The organism is Apilactobacillus kunkeei (assembly GCF_005930975.1).
In the GTDB taxonomy this organism is placed as follows: domain Bacteria; phylum Bacillota; class Bacilli; order Lactobacillales; family Lactobacillaceae; genus Apilactobacillus; species Apilactobacillus kunkeei_E.
The window spans coordinates 92040-108364 of record NZ_VBSE01000043.1; the positions used below are offsets into that span (position 1 = coordinate 92040).

18 protein-coding genes and 1 other annotated feature (1 of these 19 only partly in view) are annotated in these 16325 nt (G+C 34.5%); of the genes, 2 read left to right on the forward strand and 16 right to left on the reverse strand.

Going from position 1 to position 16325, the window contains the following annotated elements; all coding sequences use genetic code 11:
* Positions 1-126 (reverse strand) — a binding site (T-box leader); it reaches 93 nt to the left of the window's first position.
* Positions 127-161: 35 nt separating this feature from the next.
* From FD688_RS06590 to FD688_RS06600, 3 genes are read right to left on the reverse strand one after another with little or no spacing between them, the layout of a single operon-like run.
* The gene (locus FD688_RS06590; RefSeq protein WP_138742313.1) at positions 162-509 is read right to left on the reverse strand and encodes a winged helix-turn-helix transcriptional regulator; all 348 of its coding nucleotides are present in this window, start codon (positions 507-509) and stop codon (positions 162-164) included.
* A complete protein-coding gene (locus FD688_RS06595) occupies positions 488-1015 on the reverse strand; it encodes a hydrolase (protein ID WP_138742314.1) in 528 nt (175 codons plus the stop codon). Before FD688_RS06595 ends, FD688_RS06590 begins: the two co-directional genes overlap by 22 nt.
* Positions 1016-1039: 24 nt before the next feature.
* The gene (locus tag FD688_RS06600; RefSeq protein WP_138742315.1) at positions 1040-1810 is read right to left on the reverse strand and encodes a TrmH family RNA methyltransferase; all 771 of its coding nucleotides are present in this window, start codon (positions 1808-1810) and stop codon (positions 1040-1042) included.
* Positions 1811-1912: 102 nt separating this feature from the next.
* Here FD688_RS06600 and FD688_RS06605 point away from each other — a divergent pair, with 102 nt between their 5' ends.
* The gene (locus tag FD688_RS06605; protein WP_138742316.1) at positions 1913-2188 is read left to right on the forward strand and encodes an acylphosphatase; all 276 of its coding nucleotides are present in this window, start codon (positions 1913-1915) and stop codon (positions 2186-2188) included.
* A 75-nt stretch (positions 2189-2263) separates the two neighbouring features.
* Entirely contained in the window at positions 2264-3193 is a 930-nt protein-coding gene (gene yidC / locus FD688_RS06610; protein ID WP_138742317.1) for a membrane protein insertase YidC, read from the forward strand.
* A gap of 43 nt (positions 3194-3236) precedes the next feature.
* Here yidC and FD688_RS06615 read toward each other — a convergent pair whose 3' ends face one another.
* The 13 genes from FD688_RS06615 to FD688_RS06675 all read right to left on the reverse strand — a co-directional run bounded on the left by FD688_RS06615 (position 3237) and on the right by FD688_RS06675 (position 16309).
* The gene (locus FD688_RS06615; RefSeq protein WP_225426121.1) at positions 3237-4112 is read right to left on the reverse strand and encodes an aldose 1-epimerase family protein; all 876 of its coding nucleotides are present in this window, start codon (positions 4110-4112) and stop codon (positions 3237-3239) included.
* A gap of 67 nt (positions 4113-4179) precedes the next feature.
* Positions 4180-5091 carry a tyrosine recombinase XerC gene (gene xerC, locus FD688_RS06620; RefSeq protein ID WP_138742318.1) on the reverse strand — a complete coding sequence of 304 codons (912 nt, stop codon included), beginning with the start codon at positions 5089-5091 and terminating at the stop codon, positions 4180-4182.
* A gap of 66 nt (positions 5092-5157) precedes the next feature.
* Entirely contained in the window at positions 5158-7266 is a 2109-nt protein-coding gene (topA, locus tag FD688_RS06625) for a type I DNA topoisomerase (RefSeq protein WP_138742319.1), read from the reverse strand.
* A gap of 52 nt (positions 7267-7318) precedes the next feature.
* Positions 7319-8197: a DNA-processing protein DprA gene (gene dprA, locus FD688_RS06630; RefSeq protein ID WP_138742320.1), complete on the reverse strand. Its 879-nt coding sequence runs from the start codon at positions 8195-8197 to the stop codon at positions 7319-7321.
* Between the two features lie 40 nt (positions 8198-8237).
* On the reverse strand, positions 8238-9002 hold the full coding sequence (locus FD688_RS06635) for a ribonuclease HII (RefSeq protein ID WP_138742321.1): 765 nt from the start codon (positions 9000-9002) through the stop codon (positions 8238-8240).
* Positions 9003-9004: 2 nt separating this feature from the next.
* On the reverse strand, positions 9005-9862 hold the full coding sequence (gene ylqF / locus FD688_RS06640; RefSeq protein WP_138742322.1) for a ribosome biogenesis GTPase YlqF: 858 nt from the start codon (positions 9860-9862) through the stop codon (positions 9005-9007).
* A gap of 82 nt (positions 9863-9944) precedes the next feature.
* A complete protein-coding gene (locus FD688_RS06645) occupies positions 9945-10163 on the reverse strand; it encodes a YozE family protein (protein ID WP_034530821.1) in 219 nt (72 codons plus the stop codon).
* Positions 10164-10173: 10 nt separating this feature from the next.
* Positions 10174-10764, reverse strand: a complete 591-nt coding sequence (locus tag FD688_RS06650) for a YpmS family protein (protein WP_138742323.1) — start codon at positions 10762-10764, stop codon at positions 10174-10176.
* Between the two features lie 11 nt (positions 10765-10775).
* On the reverse strand, positions 10776-11660 hold the full coding sequence (locus FD688_RS06655) for a GDSL-type esterase/lipase family protein (protein ID WP_190242937.1): 885 nt from the start codon (positions 11658-11660) through the stop codon (positions 10776-10778).
* A 56-nt stretch (positions 11661-11716) separates the two neighbouring features.
* Positions 11717-12208, reverse strand: a complete 492-nt coding sequence (locus FD688_RS06660) for a dihydrofolate reductase (RefSeq protein WP_138742325.1) — start codon at positions 12206-12208, stop codon at positions 11717-11719.
* Between the two features lie 22 nt (positions 12209-12230).
* A complete protein-coding gene (locus FD688_RS06665; RefSeq protein ID WP_138742326.1) occupies positions 12231-13181 on the reverse strand; it encodes a thymidylate synthase in 951 nt (316 codons plus the stop codon).
* A gap of 10 nt (positions 13182-13191) precedes the next feature.
* Positions 13192-15096, reverse strand: coding sequence for an ABC-F family ATP-binding cassette domain-containing protein (locus tag FD688_RS06670; protein ID WP_138742327.1), 1905 nt, complete (start codon positions 15094-15096; stop codon positions 13192-13194).
* A 4-nt stretch (positions 15097-15100) separates the two neighbouring features.
* The gene (locus FD688_RS06675) at positions 15101-16309 is read right to left on the reverse strand and encodes a CCA tRNA nucleotidyltransferase (RefSeq protein ID WP_138742328.1); all 1209 of its coding nucleotides are present in this window, start codon (positions 16307-16309) and stop codon (positions 15101-15103) included.
* Between the last annotated feature and the right edge of the window lie 16 nt (positions 16310-16325).

The following is a 16325-nucleotide window of genomic DNA, read 5'->3' on the forward strand; positions in this document are numbered from 1 at the left end:
TTTTTCGTTAATTATAACTCCCAATATCAGTTCAGAAAATGAATTCGGCTAACTTATGACTACTCTCATCAAACGCAGTCTTTCTGTACTGTTTGTCGCCTACTAATTTTTCTTCAACACATTTATCTAAATAATATCTTAAAAAAACTAGTCGGTCAAGATTAATCGTTAATATCACACCATTGATCTGACCAGTTATGAATTTCTTCCATGATTGGACCCAATGCTTCTCCTTTTTCAGTTAATTCATATTGAATTAATGAAGAATCACAAAATGTTTTACGAGTAATGATACCGTCTTCTTCAAGCTCTTTTAGTCTTTCAACTAGTACTCGATCACTACATTTAGAAACTACTTTAGCAATACATTTAAAACGTTGGGGCCCATTCACTAAAAGTGTTTCAATAATTAAACCATTCCACTTTTTTCCTAACATTTGAAAAGTTTGTTCAAACTTTGGACACAAATGAAAATCGATTGTGGTACTCATTTGACTTTCTTTTGCCATGAATTAACCTCCTTTTTACCGTGTCTATTTTTAATTCTGTCTTTTAAATTTTGATATTTTGGTGCGAAATATTCCCGAATAGCATCATAGTCATCGATAAGTGAAACAACCACACTTTCCGCATATTTAGGCTTTGTCAAAGTTAATCCCCACATATGTTTAGTAATGATATCTCTTTCCTTATCATTTAACTTAGTTATTTTTTCAGCGTTTCTAAGTGCTACCCTTGGGTGCATATATGCATGTGATCCTAGGCGAAACTTACTTACTCGCCAATCGTAGAAAAATAAATCATGCAATAATCCACCACGAGCTGTAGCCTTAGCATCTAAGCCAAATCTCTTAGCAATTAAATAGCTTTCATATGAAACATGAATACAATGCTGTAAACGAGTTGATGAATGATGTTGGATATAGTTATCTAGTCTCAATACTTCTGGACTACTTAGTAAATCAGAAACATAGCTAACATATTCTTTATCATTTCGCCATGCATCTTCTTTCAATATACTATCTCCTAACTCAATAATTTATTTTTTAAGATGGAACATTGCGATTCCAGCAGCAATAGCTACATTAAGTGATTCTGCTTTTCCCTTTATAGGAATATATAAATTTTTTGTGGTTTGGTCAAGTATTTTATCTTGCATACCATTACCTTCGTTTCCCATTACTAAGGCAAATGAATCCTGTTTTTCGATTTGATCATAACTTACGGCTTGCGGATTTAATTCCGTTCCATAGACCGGCACATTGTTTTCCTTAAACTTACCAATCCAATCAAGTAAGTCCCCTTCCAGTAACTTTAGATGAAATTGGCTGCCCTGCATTGAACGTAAAACCTTTGGGTTAAATTGACTAGATGTTCCTTCACCGAAGATAACACCATCAAAACCAGCTGCATCTGCCGTTCTGACCATTGTTCCAATGTTTCCTGGATCTTGAATTTGATCCAATAGAAGCCAAGATCCATTCATATCTGATGAATCAAAGTAGTCTTTTTCTGGTAACTCCACAATTCCAAAAATTCCTTGAGGAGTTGATGTTGAGCCCAATGTTCTTGAAACATCATCAGTAATTTCAATTACTTCACCACCAAAAGAATCAATTTCATTTTGATGTAATTCATATTGTTTATTTGTTGTTAGTACAACTTCAACGTTTTGGTTAGCATTAATTGCTTCAGATACCAAATGCCAACTTTCCAAAATATATTGGTTACTATTTAAACGGCCCTTTTTGTTTTTTAACTTTGACCATTTTTTTACTCGTTCATTTTTTGCAGAAACAATTTTTTCCATTACTGGATATGACCCCTTTAAATTAATTATCTTTCCTATTATTTTAGCATAATAATCGAATAAAACATATATGTTACTATTATTTAGTAAGGAGGAATCAATATGAATAATAAAAATATCGAAATCATCGTTTTCGGGAAGGTGCAAGGTGTTGGATTTAGATACAGTACCAAAAAAGTAGCTGATAGATTTAATCTAAATGGTTTTGTCCAAAATCTAATCGACGGTACCGTCTTAATTCACGTTAATGGTGAAGCATCAATTGTCGATGAATTTACTTCTAAAATTAAAGATTCGCCTACACCATATGGTCATGTGGATAATATAAAAGTAACTAATATCAACGAAATCAATGATAAAGGGTTTATAATAAAATAATTCGTATTTTTATCTGATATAATTCCAATTTTCTGGTATTATTGTAAATGAAATTTACAGGAAAGGTTTTTTGTAATGAAAAAATTAAAGAGATTCAGTGCCTTATCTTTGATTGGATTAATGGCTTTAGTCCTATCTGGATGTGTACGTGTGGATTCAAATGGTAAACCATATGGTCTTACATATGAATACCTTGCGCTTCCAGGTCAACACATTCTAGACTTTATTGCTAGATTCTTTGGTGGATATGGTTGGGCAATTATCATTTTAACCATTATTGTTAGAATGATTTTACTTCCTGCAATGATTAGTCAAACTAAGAAGTCTACAATCATGCAGGAAAAGATGAGCTTTATCAAGCCTAAGATGCAAGAAATTCAAGAAAGACAAAAAAATGCTTCTTCTAAAGAAGAACAAATGAAGATTCAACAGGAAATGATGCAACTTTATAAGGATAACAACATTAGTATGGCAGGTGGTATTGGTTGTCTACCATTAATCATTCAAATGCCAATTTACCTTGCTTTATATAACGGAATTCGTTTCTCACCGGAAGTTTCACACACTATGTTCTTAGGTGTAAAACTTGGTGATAAAAGTTTAATCCTAGTTGTGTTATCATTCTTAGCTTATGTTGTACAAGGATACTTGATGACATTAGGTCTTCCTGAAGATCAAAAGAAACAAATGAAGATGATGTCATACTTTACGCCAATCATGATTGTATTGGTAACATTTAGCGCTCCTGCTGGACTAGGTATTTACTTCTTTATTAGTGGATTATTTGCTTGTTTACAAACATTAATTATTAACATGTATCGTCCAAAGATTAGAGCCGAAGTTGAAGCACAAGCAGCAGCTCAAGCTCAAAGTGATGAAAAAGTAATTCTGCACGATGTAGAAGAAGATAATTCATCAAACGAACATAAACAAATCGATACGGTTGAAGAACATGAAACTCATGAAGATTTGAGAAAACGTAATTCAGGCAAACAGAATAGGTAAAATAAAAAAACACCCTTAAAAGGTGTTTTTTTATTACATATTTTTAGAAGAATAATAAATCATACTTAGCAGTAAATTTTTTATCTGGAGTAATTTTATTAATTCCAACTTTATGTTCAATTTTTCCATCAGTATGAACATCGTCCGCAATTCCCCACCATGGTTCAAGACAAACGAAAGGAGCATCCTTTGCAGACCATAATCCACCATATTCAATATTGTAGGCAGTCATCGATACTCCATGATCGGAAACATCATTAGATAAAATGGTTGTAAACTCTTTATTCTTAATTTCAATCACTTTAGCATCATCATAAAACAATTCATGCGACAGTGGAATTGGCTGGTCTAAATCGATTTGTTCAACACTTTCAAAGTTGGCATATGGAACATCAAATTGGATTTGATTGTATGTTCCTTTATTAGCAAATTTAACAGAATAATCATTATATTTTTCACTACCATCCTTTACCAGAGGAACATTGAATGCAGGATGGGTACCGATAGAGAAGTACATTTCCCTAGTATCATTGTTAAACACGTTGATGTTAGTAGACAACTTATAATTATCCAATTCATAGTGAATAACTAGTTTAAAAGAAAAAGGATACAACTTCTTAGTTTCTTCATTGCTAACAAGTTGCAAATCAATCCAATTACTGCCTTGGTCTAAAACATCAAATTCCATATCTCTTGCGAAGCCATGTTGACCCATTTCGTAAGTCTTGCCATCATAGGTATATTGATTGTCCTTTAGACGTCCAACAATTGGGAATAAAATTGGCGCATGACGAGACCAATATCTTTTATCACCAGACCAAATGTATTCTATACCATCAGTACTTTTAACACTATTAATTTCAGCACCATGCGTATTAATTTTAACTTTTAAGTATTCATTACTAATTGTTTTAATCATAGTCTCCCCCCTAACAAATCGGTAACTACATTTTACAATAAAGCGCTTTCATAATGCAATTATTAAGCTAAGAACGTGGAAAAAACTTATTATAATCACGTAATAGATGATCATTAGAAACGTGAGTATAAATTTGAGTAGTTGATAAACTACTATGTCCTAATAATTCTTGAACTGTCCTTAAATCGGCACCATTATTAAGCATTTCAGTAGCAAAAGTATGCCTTAACATATGGGGATGAATATTAGTCGTTAACGATGTTTGCTTAACAATCTCATCTAAAATATATTCTACTCCTCGACTCGTTAACTTGTCACCGTACTGGTTTACGAAAACATAATCATGATGCTTATGATACTTATTGACTAAAAAATCACGACAGTTAATTTGATATTCTTTTAAAGCTTTAATCAAATAGTTACCAAATGGTAAGTATCTCTGTTTATTTCCCTTACCAATTACCTTAATAATCCGATTATCAAAATCGATATCTCTAAATTCTAAATTCACACACTCACTAACACGCATCCCTGTATCATATAGAATTTCAATAATCGCATAATTTCTATAGCTAAGCATATTATTTTTTCCATGTTTAGCTGCTTCAAATAGCTCATATAGTTCCTTCTGATAAAAGAAACGAGGCAAATGATTAGGATGCTTTTTTAAGTTAACCTGATCGAACGGGTTTTGTGATATTACATCATTTCGTTCCAAAAAATGAAAAAAAGAACGAAGTGAGGAAATCTTTCTAATAACTGTATTTCTACTTTCGTTGCGTTTCTTCAAAATCGTCAAGTAATTACTGACATCCAAATCGTCAGTTTGCTGTAATGTACGATTTTCTTCCCCTAACGTTTTTTCGAATTCATTGATATCAGATTCATAAGCAATTGCTGTATTATCAGAATATTGACGTTCATTGATTAAATATTCCATGTACCATTCAACTAATTCTTCATCTTTATATTTTTTCATTGTCAATCTCTCTCATCTTATTAAACTAATAGCCCCTAAGAGTGTTAAATCTTTAGGGGCTATTAACTATTTTTGCACGGCTTCTTCGTAATCACCGTTAGGACATACCACTTGGGTACCACCTTTAATTTTCTTTTCAACCAAGAAGTTCCCATCCTTTGGACAGTCTCTTCCGATTGGTTTATCCCATGTAACAAAATCACATTCAGGATATCTTGAACAACCATAGAAAATACGATTTTTCTTTGATTTACGTTCAATAACATCGCCCTTCTTACATTTTGGACATGTGACCCCAATCTTTTTAACAATGGCTTGAGTGTTTCGACAATCTGGGAATCTGGAACAGGCATAGAATTTGCCATATCTTCCCATCTTGATAACCATTGGAGCACCACAGACTTCACAGTTATAACCTGCCGGTTCATCTTTGATTTGAACATCTTCCATGTTCTTTTCGGCATTCTTAACTTCTTTTTCAAATGGTCTGAAGTACTTATCAACAACCTCAACCCAGTTTTGCTTAGCTTCTTCAATTTCATCTAAATTATTTTCCAAGTCAGCAGTAAATTCAATGTTAACGATATCAGGGAAGTATTCTTCGATGATGTTGTTAACGATTTCACCTAATTCAGTAGGTTCAAATCTTCTACCGACTAACTTAACATAGTATCTCTTTTGAATAGTACTTAAAGTTGGAGCAAAGGTAGATGGTCTACCTACACCATTTTCTTCAAGTGTTCTGATAAGCTTAGCTTCACTGTATCTAGCAGGTGGTTGAGTGAAGTGTTGATCCGGATTATTCTTAACCATCTTCACTTCGTCACCCTTGGCTATGTCAGGTAATATATTGTCTTTTTCTTTTCCCTTGTTGTAAACCTTTAGGAAACCTTCGAACTTAAGCTTTGAACCGTTCGCTCTGAAATCAACACCATTTTGTTCCATGTCTACTGTCATGGTATCCATGATAGCAGGTGTCATTTGACTAGCCATGAATCTTGACCAAATCAAGTTGTATAGCTTGTATTGATCATTGGTTAGATATTGTTTTAGGCTTGCTGGAGTTCTCTTAACAGAAGTTGGACGAATTGCTTCATGGGCGTCTTGAGCACCTTCTGGTAATTTACCCTTAACTGGTTTAGTTGCTGCAAACTCAGCACCATAATTATCATGAATAAATTCGGATGCTTCGTGCTTAGCTAAAGCAGAAATTCTAGTTGAATCAGTTCTCATGTAAGTAATCAAACCTTGGTTACCATCTTTACCAATATTGATACCTTCATACAATTGTTGAGCCGCCATCATTGTCTTACCTGTCTTGAAGTTCAACTTAACGTTGGCGTCTTGTTGCATTGTACTAGTAGTAAATGGTGGTTGAGGTTGTCTCTTACGTTCCTTTTTAACAACGTTTTGAACCTCAAATGGTTTGCTCTTATCGAATTTAGACAACACAGCTTGAACTTCATCATTACTGTTTAGTTCAGCCTTCTTAGCGTTCACTCCGTAAAAACTGGCCTTGAATGCTTCTCGACCCTTCTTCATGTCGGCATCGATGGTCCAGTATTCCTTTGGAACGAATTCTTTGATTTCACGTTCTCTTTGGATAATCAACCATAAAGCGATTGATTGAACACGTCCGGCACTTAGACCCTTTTTAACCTTTTTCCATAGTAATGGAGAAATTGAGTAACCCACTAAACGGTCTAAAACACGACGAGCTTGTTGAGCATCAACTAAGTTCATGTCAATTTCTCGAGGGTTCTTAAATGCTTCCTTAACGGCATCTTTAGTAATTTCATGGAAAGCGACACGATTCTTATCGTCTTCTTTCAATCCAAGCAAGTGTGATAGATGCCATGCGATAGATTCTCCCTCTCTATCCGGGTCAGATGCAAGATAAACATTTTTGGCTTTTTTTGCTTCAGCCTTTAGTTCCTTGATTGTTTCGCCCTTACCACGAATAGAGATGTAGTGAGGTTCAAAATCGTTATCGACGTCGACCCCCATCTTACTCTTTGGCAAATCTCTAACGTGACCCTTACTAGCGATAACACGGTAGGTTCTACCTAGGTATTTTTGAATTGTTTTAGCCTTGGTTGGAGATTCGACAATCACTAGTTTCTTTTTTGCCGACTGTCTTTTTTTCTTTGTTGTTGATTTTGTAGTAGTCGCCATTTACATCCCTCGTCATTTTATTTCTTTTTTAATATCTCCCAAAGGCTAATTATTAATATTTATATTCTTCTAATATGTCTTTGGCAGTAATTACTGGTTTGGCACCAGCCTGAATTAAATCATTACAACCAACCGATAACTCGCTATCAATCCTGCCTGGGACTGCTAGGACGTTTCGGTTATTTTGTAGTGCTAAATTAGCGGTGATTAAACTACCTGATCTATACTTGGCTTCCGTCACCAGGATAGAACGTACCAATCCAGCTATAATTCGATTTCTTTCCGGAAAATGATACCTTGCTGGTCGACAACCAACTGGATATTCGCTTAGCAACAAATGATTTTTTGCAATCGTTCTTTGTAGCGATTCATTTTCTCTTGGATAATATTGATCTAAACCGGTTCCAATCACAGCAATCGTTTTACCATGATTGGCAATTGCTGCCAAGTGAGCAAGTCTATCAACTCCCTTGGCTAGTCCAGAAACAATCGTGATTCCGTTATTAATAACATCAGGCATTAAACGCCTAATTACCTCAACAGAATACTCAGTATTATTTCTAGAACCAACAATTGCTAATGCTTTATTTTCTAAAAGCCTTAAATCACCAAAGTAAAATAACACAATTGGTGGCAAATATGCTTCTTTTAGATTCTCCGGATATAAGTCATCTATAATGGTTAGCCATTTAACATGATTTATATGATGATCAAGTTCACTATTTAATTTATCACTATTATAGAAATTAATAAATGTTTTTGATTTATTTTTAGATAACATTAATGTTTCTGCAATCTCTTCAGCCGTCATATTTAACTCATCAGGAATTACGTCATAAGTGCTTTTTAGCCATTGATAAAATCGATATTCTGATTTAATACCGATGCTCTTGGCTAATTTTAGTTTTAATAATAATTCTCTTGTTTTCATATATACCTCCAGTTTTACAAGGTATATACGATAAAAGTGACTACAATAAATCAGAAACCGGTTTAAAACTTCTTCGATGAATTGGAGTTGCTCCATACTTGTGTAAAGCGTCTAAGTGCTTCTTGGTACCATAACCGGCATTGTTGGCAAAATCGTATTCTGGATATTGCTGATCGTATTGTTTCATTAAGTCATCACGATAGGTCTTGGCTAGGATGCTGGCAGCAGAAACACTGGCGCTCTTTGCATCACCCTTAATCAATTTAAGTTGCTGGATATCAACATCAATTTGCATTGCATCAACGATGATTTCTTGTGGTAATTCTTTTAATCCCAATACCGCTTCTTTCATCGCTACTCTAGTTGCTTCATAGATATTAATATCATCAATTAACTTGTTATCAGCAATTCCATATGAATAATCAATTGACTTAGCTTTAATTTGGTCAGCTAATTCATATCTTTTCTTTTCAGAAAGTTGCTTTGAATCATTAACTTCGTAGACATCAAAATCATGAGGTAGTACCACTGCACATGTGACAACCGGTCCAGCTAGTGGTCCTCTTCCAACTTCATCGACTCCAGCAATGACATTAATTCCCTCATGCCAAAATTCATGTTCATACTTTAATCTTTTGTTAAATTCCTCTATCTCATGATTTCTTTTCTCAATCTGTTTAACACGCTGTGTGATTAATTTTTGCACTCCGACTCTGCTATCATCTTTATATTTTTGCAGTAGTTCCGAATTTATATCATCAACAGATTTTAAAATTTCTTTGATATCTTTGATTGATTCAGCCATTTTTATTCTTCCTCTTCTGTAGATAGGTCGTTAACATCATCTAGAGTAAAACGACCAATCTTACCTTTTCTGGAATCTAAAATAATTCTCATTGAAGCTCTTTCGTAGTCATCTTGCATACCAACTTTTTTTGTGATTTTTAGTAGTAGATCAACATCTGATAATTCCATATCATCTTCGGATAAATGGTAACGTTCGATTAACTCTTTAGGATTAGTTGATCTAAAGAAATGAATGGCAAACAATCCAACATCATCACTGTGGTAAATACTATCCTTAATTGCACCTGTCATTGCTAACTTATTTGCAATGTCATCATTTTGAAACTTAGGCCATAAGATACCTGGAGTATCCAATAATTCTAGTTCGTCACTAGACTTTAGCCATTGTTGACCCTTAGTAACTCCGGCACGGTTACCAACTTGGGCGGCACGTCTCTTAACAATTTGATTCAACAATGTTGACTTACCAACGTTTGGAACACCAACACAGATTGCACGAATAACCTTCTTATCGAATCCTCTTTCCTTAGCGTCATCAATCTTATCAGCTAAAAGATCCTTAACAACCTTTGTGATGTATTTACCAGTGGTGTTTTTCTTTGAATCAATTGCAATTGCAGCATATCCTTGATTTTTAAAGTATGATAACCATTGATTGGTAATGTTTGGGTTTGCCAAATCTGCCTTTGTAAGAATCATTAATCTAGGCTTACCTTGACTAATTCTTGCTACTTCCGGGTTGATTGAACTAAATGGACATCTTGCATCCACTAGTTCAAATACAATATCTACTAAATGAATATTTTCTTCAAATTGACGAATTGCCTTCGCCATGTGTCCTGGAAACCATTGAATCATATTTTATCCGCTCCTAACTTGTATATATTAATTGTACTATATTAGTCACCAAAAAATGAACCTAAATTCATAGGTTCATTTTTTAGTGTTTACTATTTTGGAAATCCATCCAAGCATCATCAAAAATGGTCATACTTGGTAAATAACTAGCATTTTCTTCCAAGTATTCTGAAATCTCATCATAATCAGTTGATTGCTTGGGAAATGATTGATCGTAAAATGCGTTGTTTGCAAATTGAGCAACCGCTTCGGTACTCTTAGGATTACGTTCAGTCATTAAATACTGGTAAAAACTTTTCATAGTTGCTCCTTTATTGATTAGGAATTAAGACTTTAAATTCAAAGTCACCGTCACCATTCATATCAATTTTATTAGCTTGGTATGAAAGTTCTTTCTTACCACCTAATTTGTTGACATGCAAGATGATACGACTGTTCTTGCTATCTAATTCGACCCACTTTGGAATGTTGTAATGTTTGCCAACATAACCAATTACAAAACGAGGTGGTACGTTTAACTTACCAACTTCAAGCTTACTTGCAGTTAGTTCCACATCACCATTGCTTAATAGGTGTGGATCCAAACTTAATAGGTATCCAACTTTGGAACCTAAGATGGTAATCTTACCATAAACGTAGGCTTGTTTGTCTACCCAGAACTTGTAGTCCATGTTTTTTTCTTTCTTTTCGAACTTTTCTAAGTAGTAACTTGATAATGCGTTAATTTGTTTTTTATTCAAACTAACACTAATTGGTGTATTGTTTTTTGACGCTGTTCCCATTTGTGGATTTACGATTTCACTATTCATTTGCTTCCAAGCATAGAATGCACCACCAAGTAGTACGATTACTAATAAAATGAATAGGTACTTAAATAGTTTTTTCTCTTTTGCTTTTTCCATTACAATTGCCTCTAATTCCAGTCATTAAATCTAAATAATTGTGATACAAGTCTGTCGGTCATGTAATTATATCCCTTATCATTTGGATGGAAATGGTCATCTGGGGAAATATAATTATTTAACTCACCCTTAGTATCATCTAATTTTAAAATGTCCAATGGATTAAAAGTTACTTCATCACTTGATTCAACTAACTTTTCTTTTTGGGCTTTACTCTTATATTGTCCATATGATAGTGGTGTGATGTCAACAAAATGAGCTTTTTTATTTCTTAGCACAACACCAGTAGTAATTTGGTTGTACTTCTTAACGTATTGATTAATCACATCAACATTTGCAAAGTATACATAGATTGGATTATAGATACCAAACACGTAAATTGGTGACTTTTTATTTTCTTTTCTGATATCATTCATTAATCTATTCACGTTGGCTTGATAAGTGATAGATGCTTGCTTCATTCTACTATTAAACTTAGCTTTACCATCAACTAAAGCGTTACTTTGTAGACTTTGTAGCAAGTCATTACCACCAACGGTTAGAACAATAATGTTGGCCTTTTTCAAACTACTTGAAAGGCCATTAACGTTGTTTCGAACACGCTTATCAATTTGATCACTACGTTGTCTAGCAATTCCATAGTTAACTGTTGTGACTTGCTTATAACCCTTTTTATCCAATGCCTGTTTAGTTCTTGATACAAAGCCACCGGCTTTTTTAGGGTCACCAACTCCCTGTGTTAATGAGTCACCTAACGCAACGATGGATACTTTTTTGTTCTTGTTCATATTCGTGATTTTAGTCTTGTGTCTAACGTTTGAATAAACCTGGTAGCTCACACCGGCAATTCCAAATACTACAATCAAAAATAATATGAATTTGAATATTTTTTTCATAATAATCACCCCATAAAAAAAGGTTATGTAGCAATCCATAACCTTTCTTTATTATTTTATTTACGTTCAAATATTTCAAAACGGTATGGATAAATGTTCTTATCATCAATGATTCCTTCTTTGGTTGATACTAAATCAAATTGACTGTAATCAATCTCTGGCATTTGAGTATCACCTTCAAAGTCGTGATCGATTACGGTCTTGTATAAACGATCAACGTATGGAAGTAATTCAGCAAAAATCTTAGCACCACCAACAACGAAAATTTCCTTATCACTAAACTTTTTAGCAAAAGCTAGAAATTCTTCTAACGTGTTGAAGACAACAACTTCATTAGGATATTCACTTTTATCATGACTAGTTAATACGGTATTTAAACGATTTGGTAGTGGACGCTTAAAACTTTCGTATGTTGTTCTTCCTGCCATGATGATTTGGTGTGTGGTAGTTTCCTTAAAATATTTCATATCAGCTGGTAAATGCCATGGTAATCCACCATTTAAACCAATAATATGATTATCTGATTCAGCCCATAAAAATGAAATCATTAGTAATAGTCCCCTTTATTATTTATACAGCAACTGGTGCCTTGATTGGATCATGGTGCTTATAATCGATTACTTTAATGTCATCCATGTCGTAATCAAAAATACTTTCCTTGTCAGGATTTAACCATAACTTAGGTGCTTCGTATGGTTCTCTACTCAATTGTTCTTCAATTTGAGAAACGTGGTTTGAGTAAATATGAGCATCCCCTAAAGTATGGATAAATTCACCAGGTTCTAATCCACATTCCTTAGCGATTAATGAGGTTAATAGTGCGTAACTTGCAATATTAAATGGCACTCCTAAGAATATGTCACCAGAACGTTGGTATAATTGACAGCTTAACTTACCGTCGTTCACGTAGAATTGGAACATTGTGTGGCAAGGTGGTAATGCTACAAACGGAATGTCTTCTGGATTCCATGCTGAAACAATTAATCTTCTTGAATCAGGATTTGTCTTGATTTGATCAATTACGTTTTGAATTTGGTCAATAGTGCCACCAGTAGTGGTCTTCCATTTACGCCATTGGCTACCGTAAACAAGTCCTAAATCACCGTATTTTTTGGCAAAGTCGTCATCTTCGACAATTTTTTGACAGAATTTTTTCTTTTCGGCTAAGTATTGTTTCTTAAATTCTGCATCCTTTTCAGCTCTCAAACCGAAGTCGGTCATGTCTGGGCCTGTGTATTCATCTGATTCAACCCAGTTTTTAAAAGCCCATTCATCCCAGATGTGGTTCTTGTGCTTTAGTAAGAATTGAATATTAGTGTCCCCGCGTAAGAACCATAATAATTCACTCTTGATTAAGCCAAAAGGAACCTTCTTGGTAGTTAATAAAGGAAAACCTTTTGATAGGTCAAAACGCATTTGGTAACCAAATGTACTAATTGTCCCTGTTCCAGTTCTATCTTCCTTACGATGGCCATTTTCTAAAACGTACTTGGCAAGATTTAAATAAGCATCTTCTAACATGTCATTACCCCTATTCAACATATTCGCTTAAATATTCCCAGCGACTAATCTTTTCGTCGGACTGTTTATTTAAGTCGTCAATCTTTAATTGTGTTTCAGCTAGTTTATCATAATCATTTCCCAAATGGGTCATTTCTTCTTTCAATTGACCGATTTGTTGATCTAAATCATCAATGTCTTTTTCTAGCTGATCATATTCCATTTGTTCAGCATAAGTTAGTTTCTTCTTGGTAGTCTTTTCTTCTGCTGGTTGTTGCTCTTCTTTTTTCTTTGCAGCATATTCAACATGTGCTTGTTTCTTTTCTGTTTTGTTTTGTTCGGCTGCTTGCTTCAAGTAGTCAGTGAACAATCCGACATGACTTTCAATATCACCATCACCGTTAAAGATTAAAAGACGGTTTGCAACCTTATCTAAGAAGTAACGGTCATGAGAAACGGTGATTACAGTTCCACTAAAGTGTGAAATATAGTCTTCTAGTACAGTTAATGTGGAGATATCTAGGTCATTGGTTGGTTCATCAAGTAGTAAAACGTTTGGTTGTTGCATCAATAGTTTTAATAAATACAAACGACGTTTTTCACCACCGGACAACTTACGAATCAATGTTCCATGCATGAACTTCGGAAATAGGAATTGTTCCAATAAGTCGGTAACACTAATCTTATTTCCTGTGTTATCAGTAACATGTTCACCAACATCTGTTAAGTAGTTAATTACACGCTTGTCTTCTGGAATTGGTTCAGTTTGTTGTGTGTAGTATGCCATCTTAACGGTTTCACCAATTTCAATGGTTCCGCTATCTAATGGTAACCTCCCGGTAATCACGTTTAATAGCGATGATTTACCAGCACCATTTTCACCAGAAATACCGATTCTTTCGTTTCGTTGAACCAAATCACTGAAGTTCTTCAAAATCGTTTTATTGTTTAGAGTTAGGTTAGCATCTTTAATTTCGATAACTTTTTTTCCTAGACGTTGTTGACCTAAGTTGATGTCGATATCTTCTTCTGTTTGTAAGTTACCCACATTTTCCTTTAAGTCATTAAAACGATTAATTCTGGCTTGTTGTTTGGTTGTTCTGGCCTTAGCACCCTTTTTCATCCAAGCTAATTCTTGTTTGTAAAGTTTTTGTTTTTTATGTTCAGCAGCAACTTCTAGGTCAACTCGTTCGGCCTTTTGTTCCAAGTAATCTTGGTAGTTACCTGTATATTCGTAAAGACTTCCAAATGATAGTTCCCAAATCTTGTTAGCGATTTGATCTAAGAAGTATCTATCGTGGGTTACGAATAGTAGCGCACCCTTGTACTTAGCAAGGTATTCTTGTAACCATTCGATTGAATCAAAATCTAAATGGTTGGTAGGTTCGTCTAATATTAACAAATCAGGTGATTGAATTAATACTTGAGCTAACCCAACACGTCTCTTTTGCCCCCCTGATAGTGTGCTAACCACTTGGTTAACATCATCAATCTTTAGTTGGGTCAAGATGGTCTTAACGTCGTTTTCAGCATTCCATGCATCTTCTTCGTTCATCTTGGCTTCGGCATCAAGGTATTGTCTTTCTGTCCTTGGATCATCTGGATGATTGGAATAGTTTTGTAAGGTTTGTTCATATCTTCTGATGGTGTTAAAAATATCCTGACTTCCGGCAAACACAGCTTCTAAAATGGTTAATGATTCGTCCAATTTAGGTTGTTGTTTTAAGTAACCAATTGTGTATGTCTTTGAGGTAATAATTTCACCAGTAGAATCAATATCTTCCTGTGATAAAACATTTAAAAGTGATGACTTACCACTACCATTGGTCCCAATTAAACCAATTCGATCTTGTTCGTTGATAATGAAGTCTAGATCCTTAAATAAGGTCTTTTCACCATATGTTTTAGTTAAAGCTTCCGCTCTTAACGTTTGCATGTAATCACTCTTTCACAATTTTTTTCGCAGCTTCAATTAATTCAGCTTTTTCATTTTGGAATTCTCCGTTCACGACTCCAGTCTCAATTGCATATAATATTTTACCCAATGCCGGACCCGGTTTGACAATACCGTTCTTAATCAAGTCGCCACCATTGACTGCAATTTCTTTTTTGTTTTTGATTGGTAAAGCATCGTATTGAGATATTAAGTCTTCTTCGGATTTAGCAAATCCATACATTTTAGCAATTTTGTTAGCCAAAACTAGAAGTTTCTCACCAGTTTCATACATTGACCATTTGTCTAGAGAATCATCCCTTAGCTTTTCTACAGCCTTTGTACAAATTTCTGTGTTCTTAATGATGTCGTTAGAAGCCTTCCATGACTTTAAGAGGCTAGTAATACCAGTTCGATCAAGACCAAATTCAAATGATAGTAATGACCATACAGAAACCTCGTCGGATAAGTTTAAATCATCAATCTTAGCAATTGCTACTAACTCGTTTTGATGACTAGCAAATTCGGGAACGTATTTATACATATCTGTATTAATCATGTCTAAAATACCTTGCTTAGGTCTTTTCGCCATCATCATCTTAACAAATTCGGTGTAAATTCTTTCTACCGCAATTTTTTCTAGCAATGCACTGTTTGATTTGATTGCCGCTAGTGTTTTAGTTTCAATATCAAAGTCTAGTTTGCTGGCAAATCTAACTGCACGCATCATTCTTAATGCATCTTCATGGAAACGTTCATTAGGATTACCAACTGCTCTAATTAGATGATTTTTTAAATCGATTAAACCATCGAATAAATCAGTAACATCCCCGTTTTCTCTCATCGCAAATGCATTAATTGTAAAGTCACGACGCTTTAAGTCTTCCTCAAGTGATCTTACAAATTCAACTTTGTCCGGACGTCTATAGTCTTGGTATCCTGACTCGGTTCTAAAGGTGGTAATTTCATAACCCTTTTTTTCATGAATTACCATTACCGTACCGTGTTCAATTCCAGTATCCACCGTTTTTTTGAATATTTTTTTAATTTCTTCTGGGTAAGCACTCGTTGCGATATCAACATCATGAATGTCTAGTCCTAATATTGTGTCACGAACACTTCCACCAACAAAATAAGCTTCAAAACCAGCATCTTCAATTTTTTGCATCACTGGACGAGCTTTTTCAAATTCGTTCGGTAAGTTTTCTATCTTCATCTTTATACCTACTCTC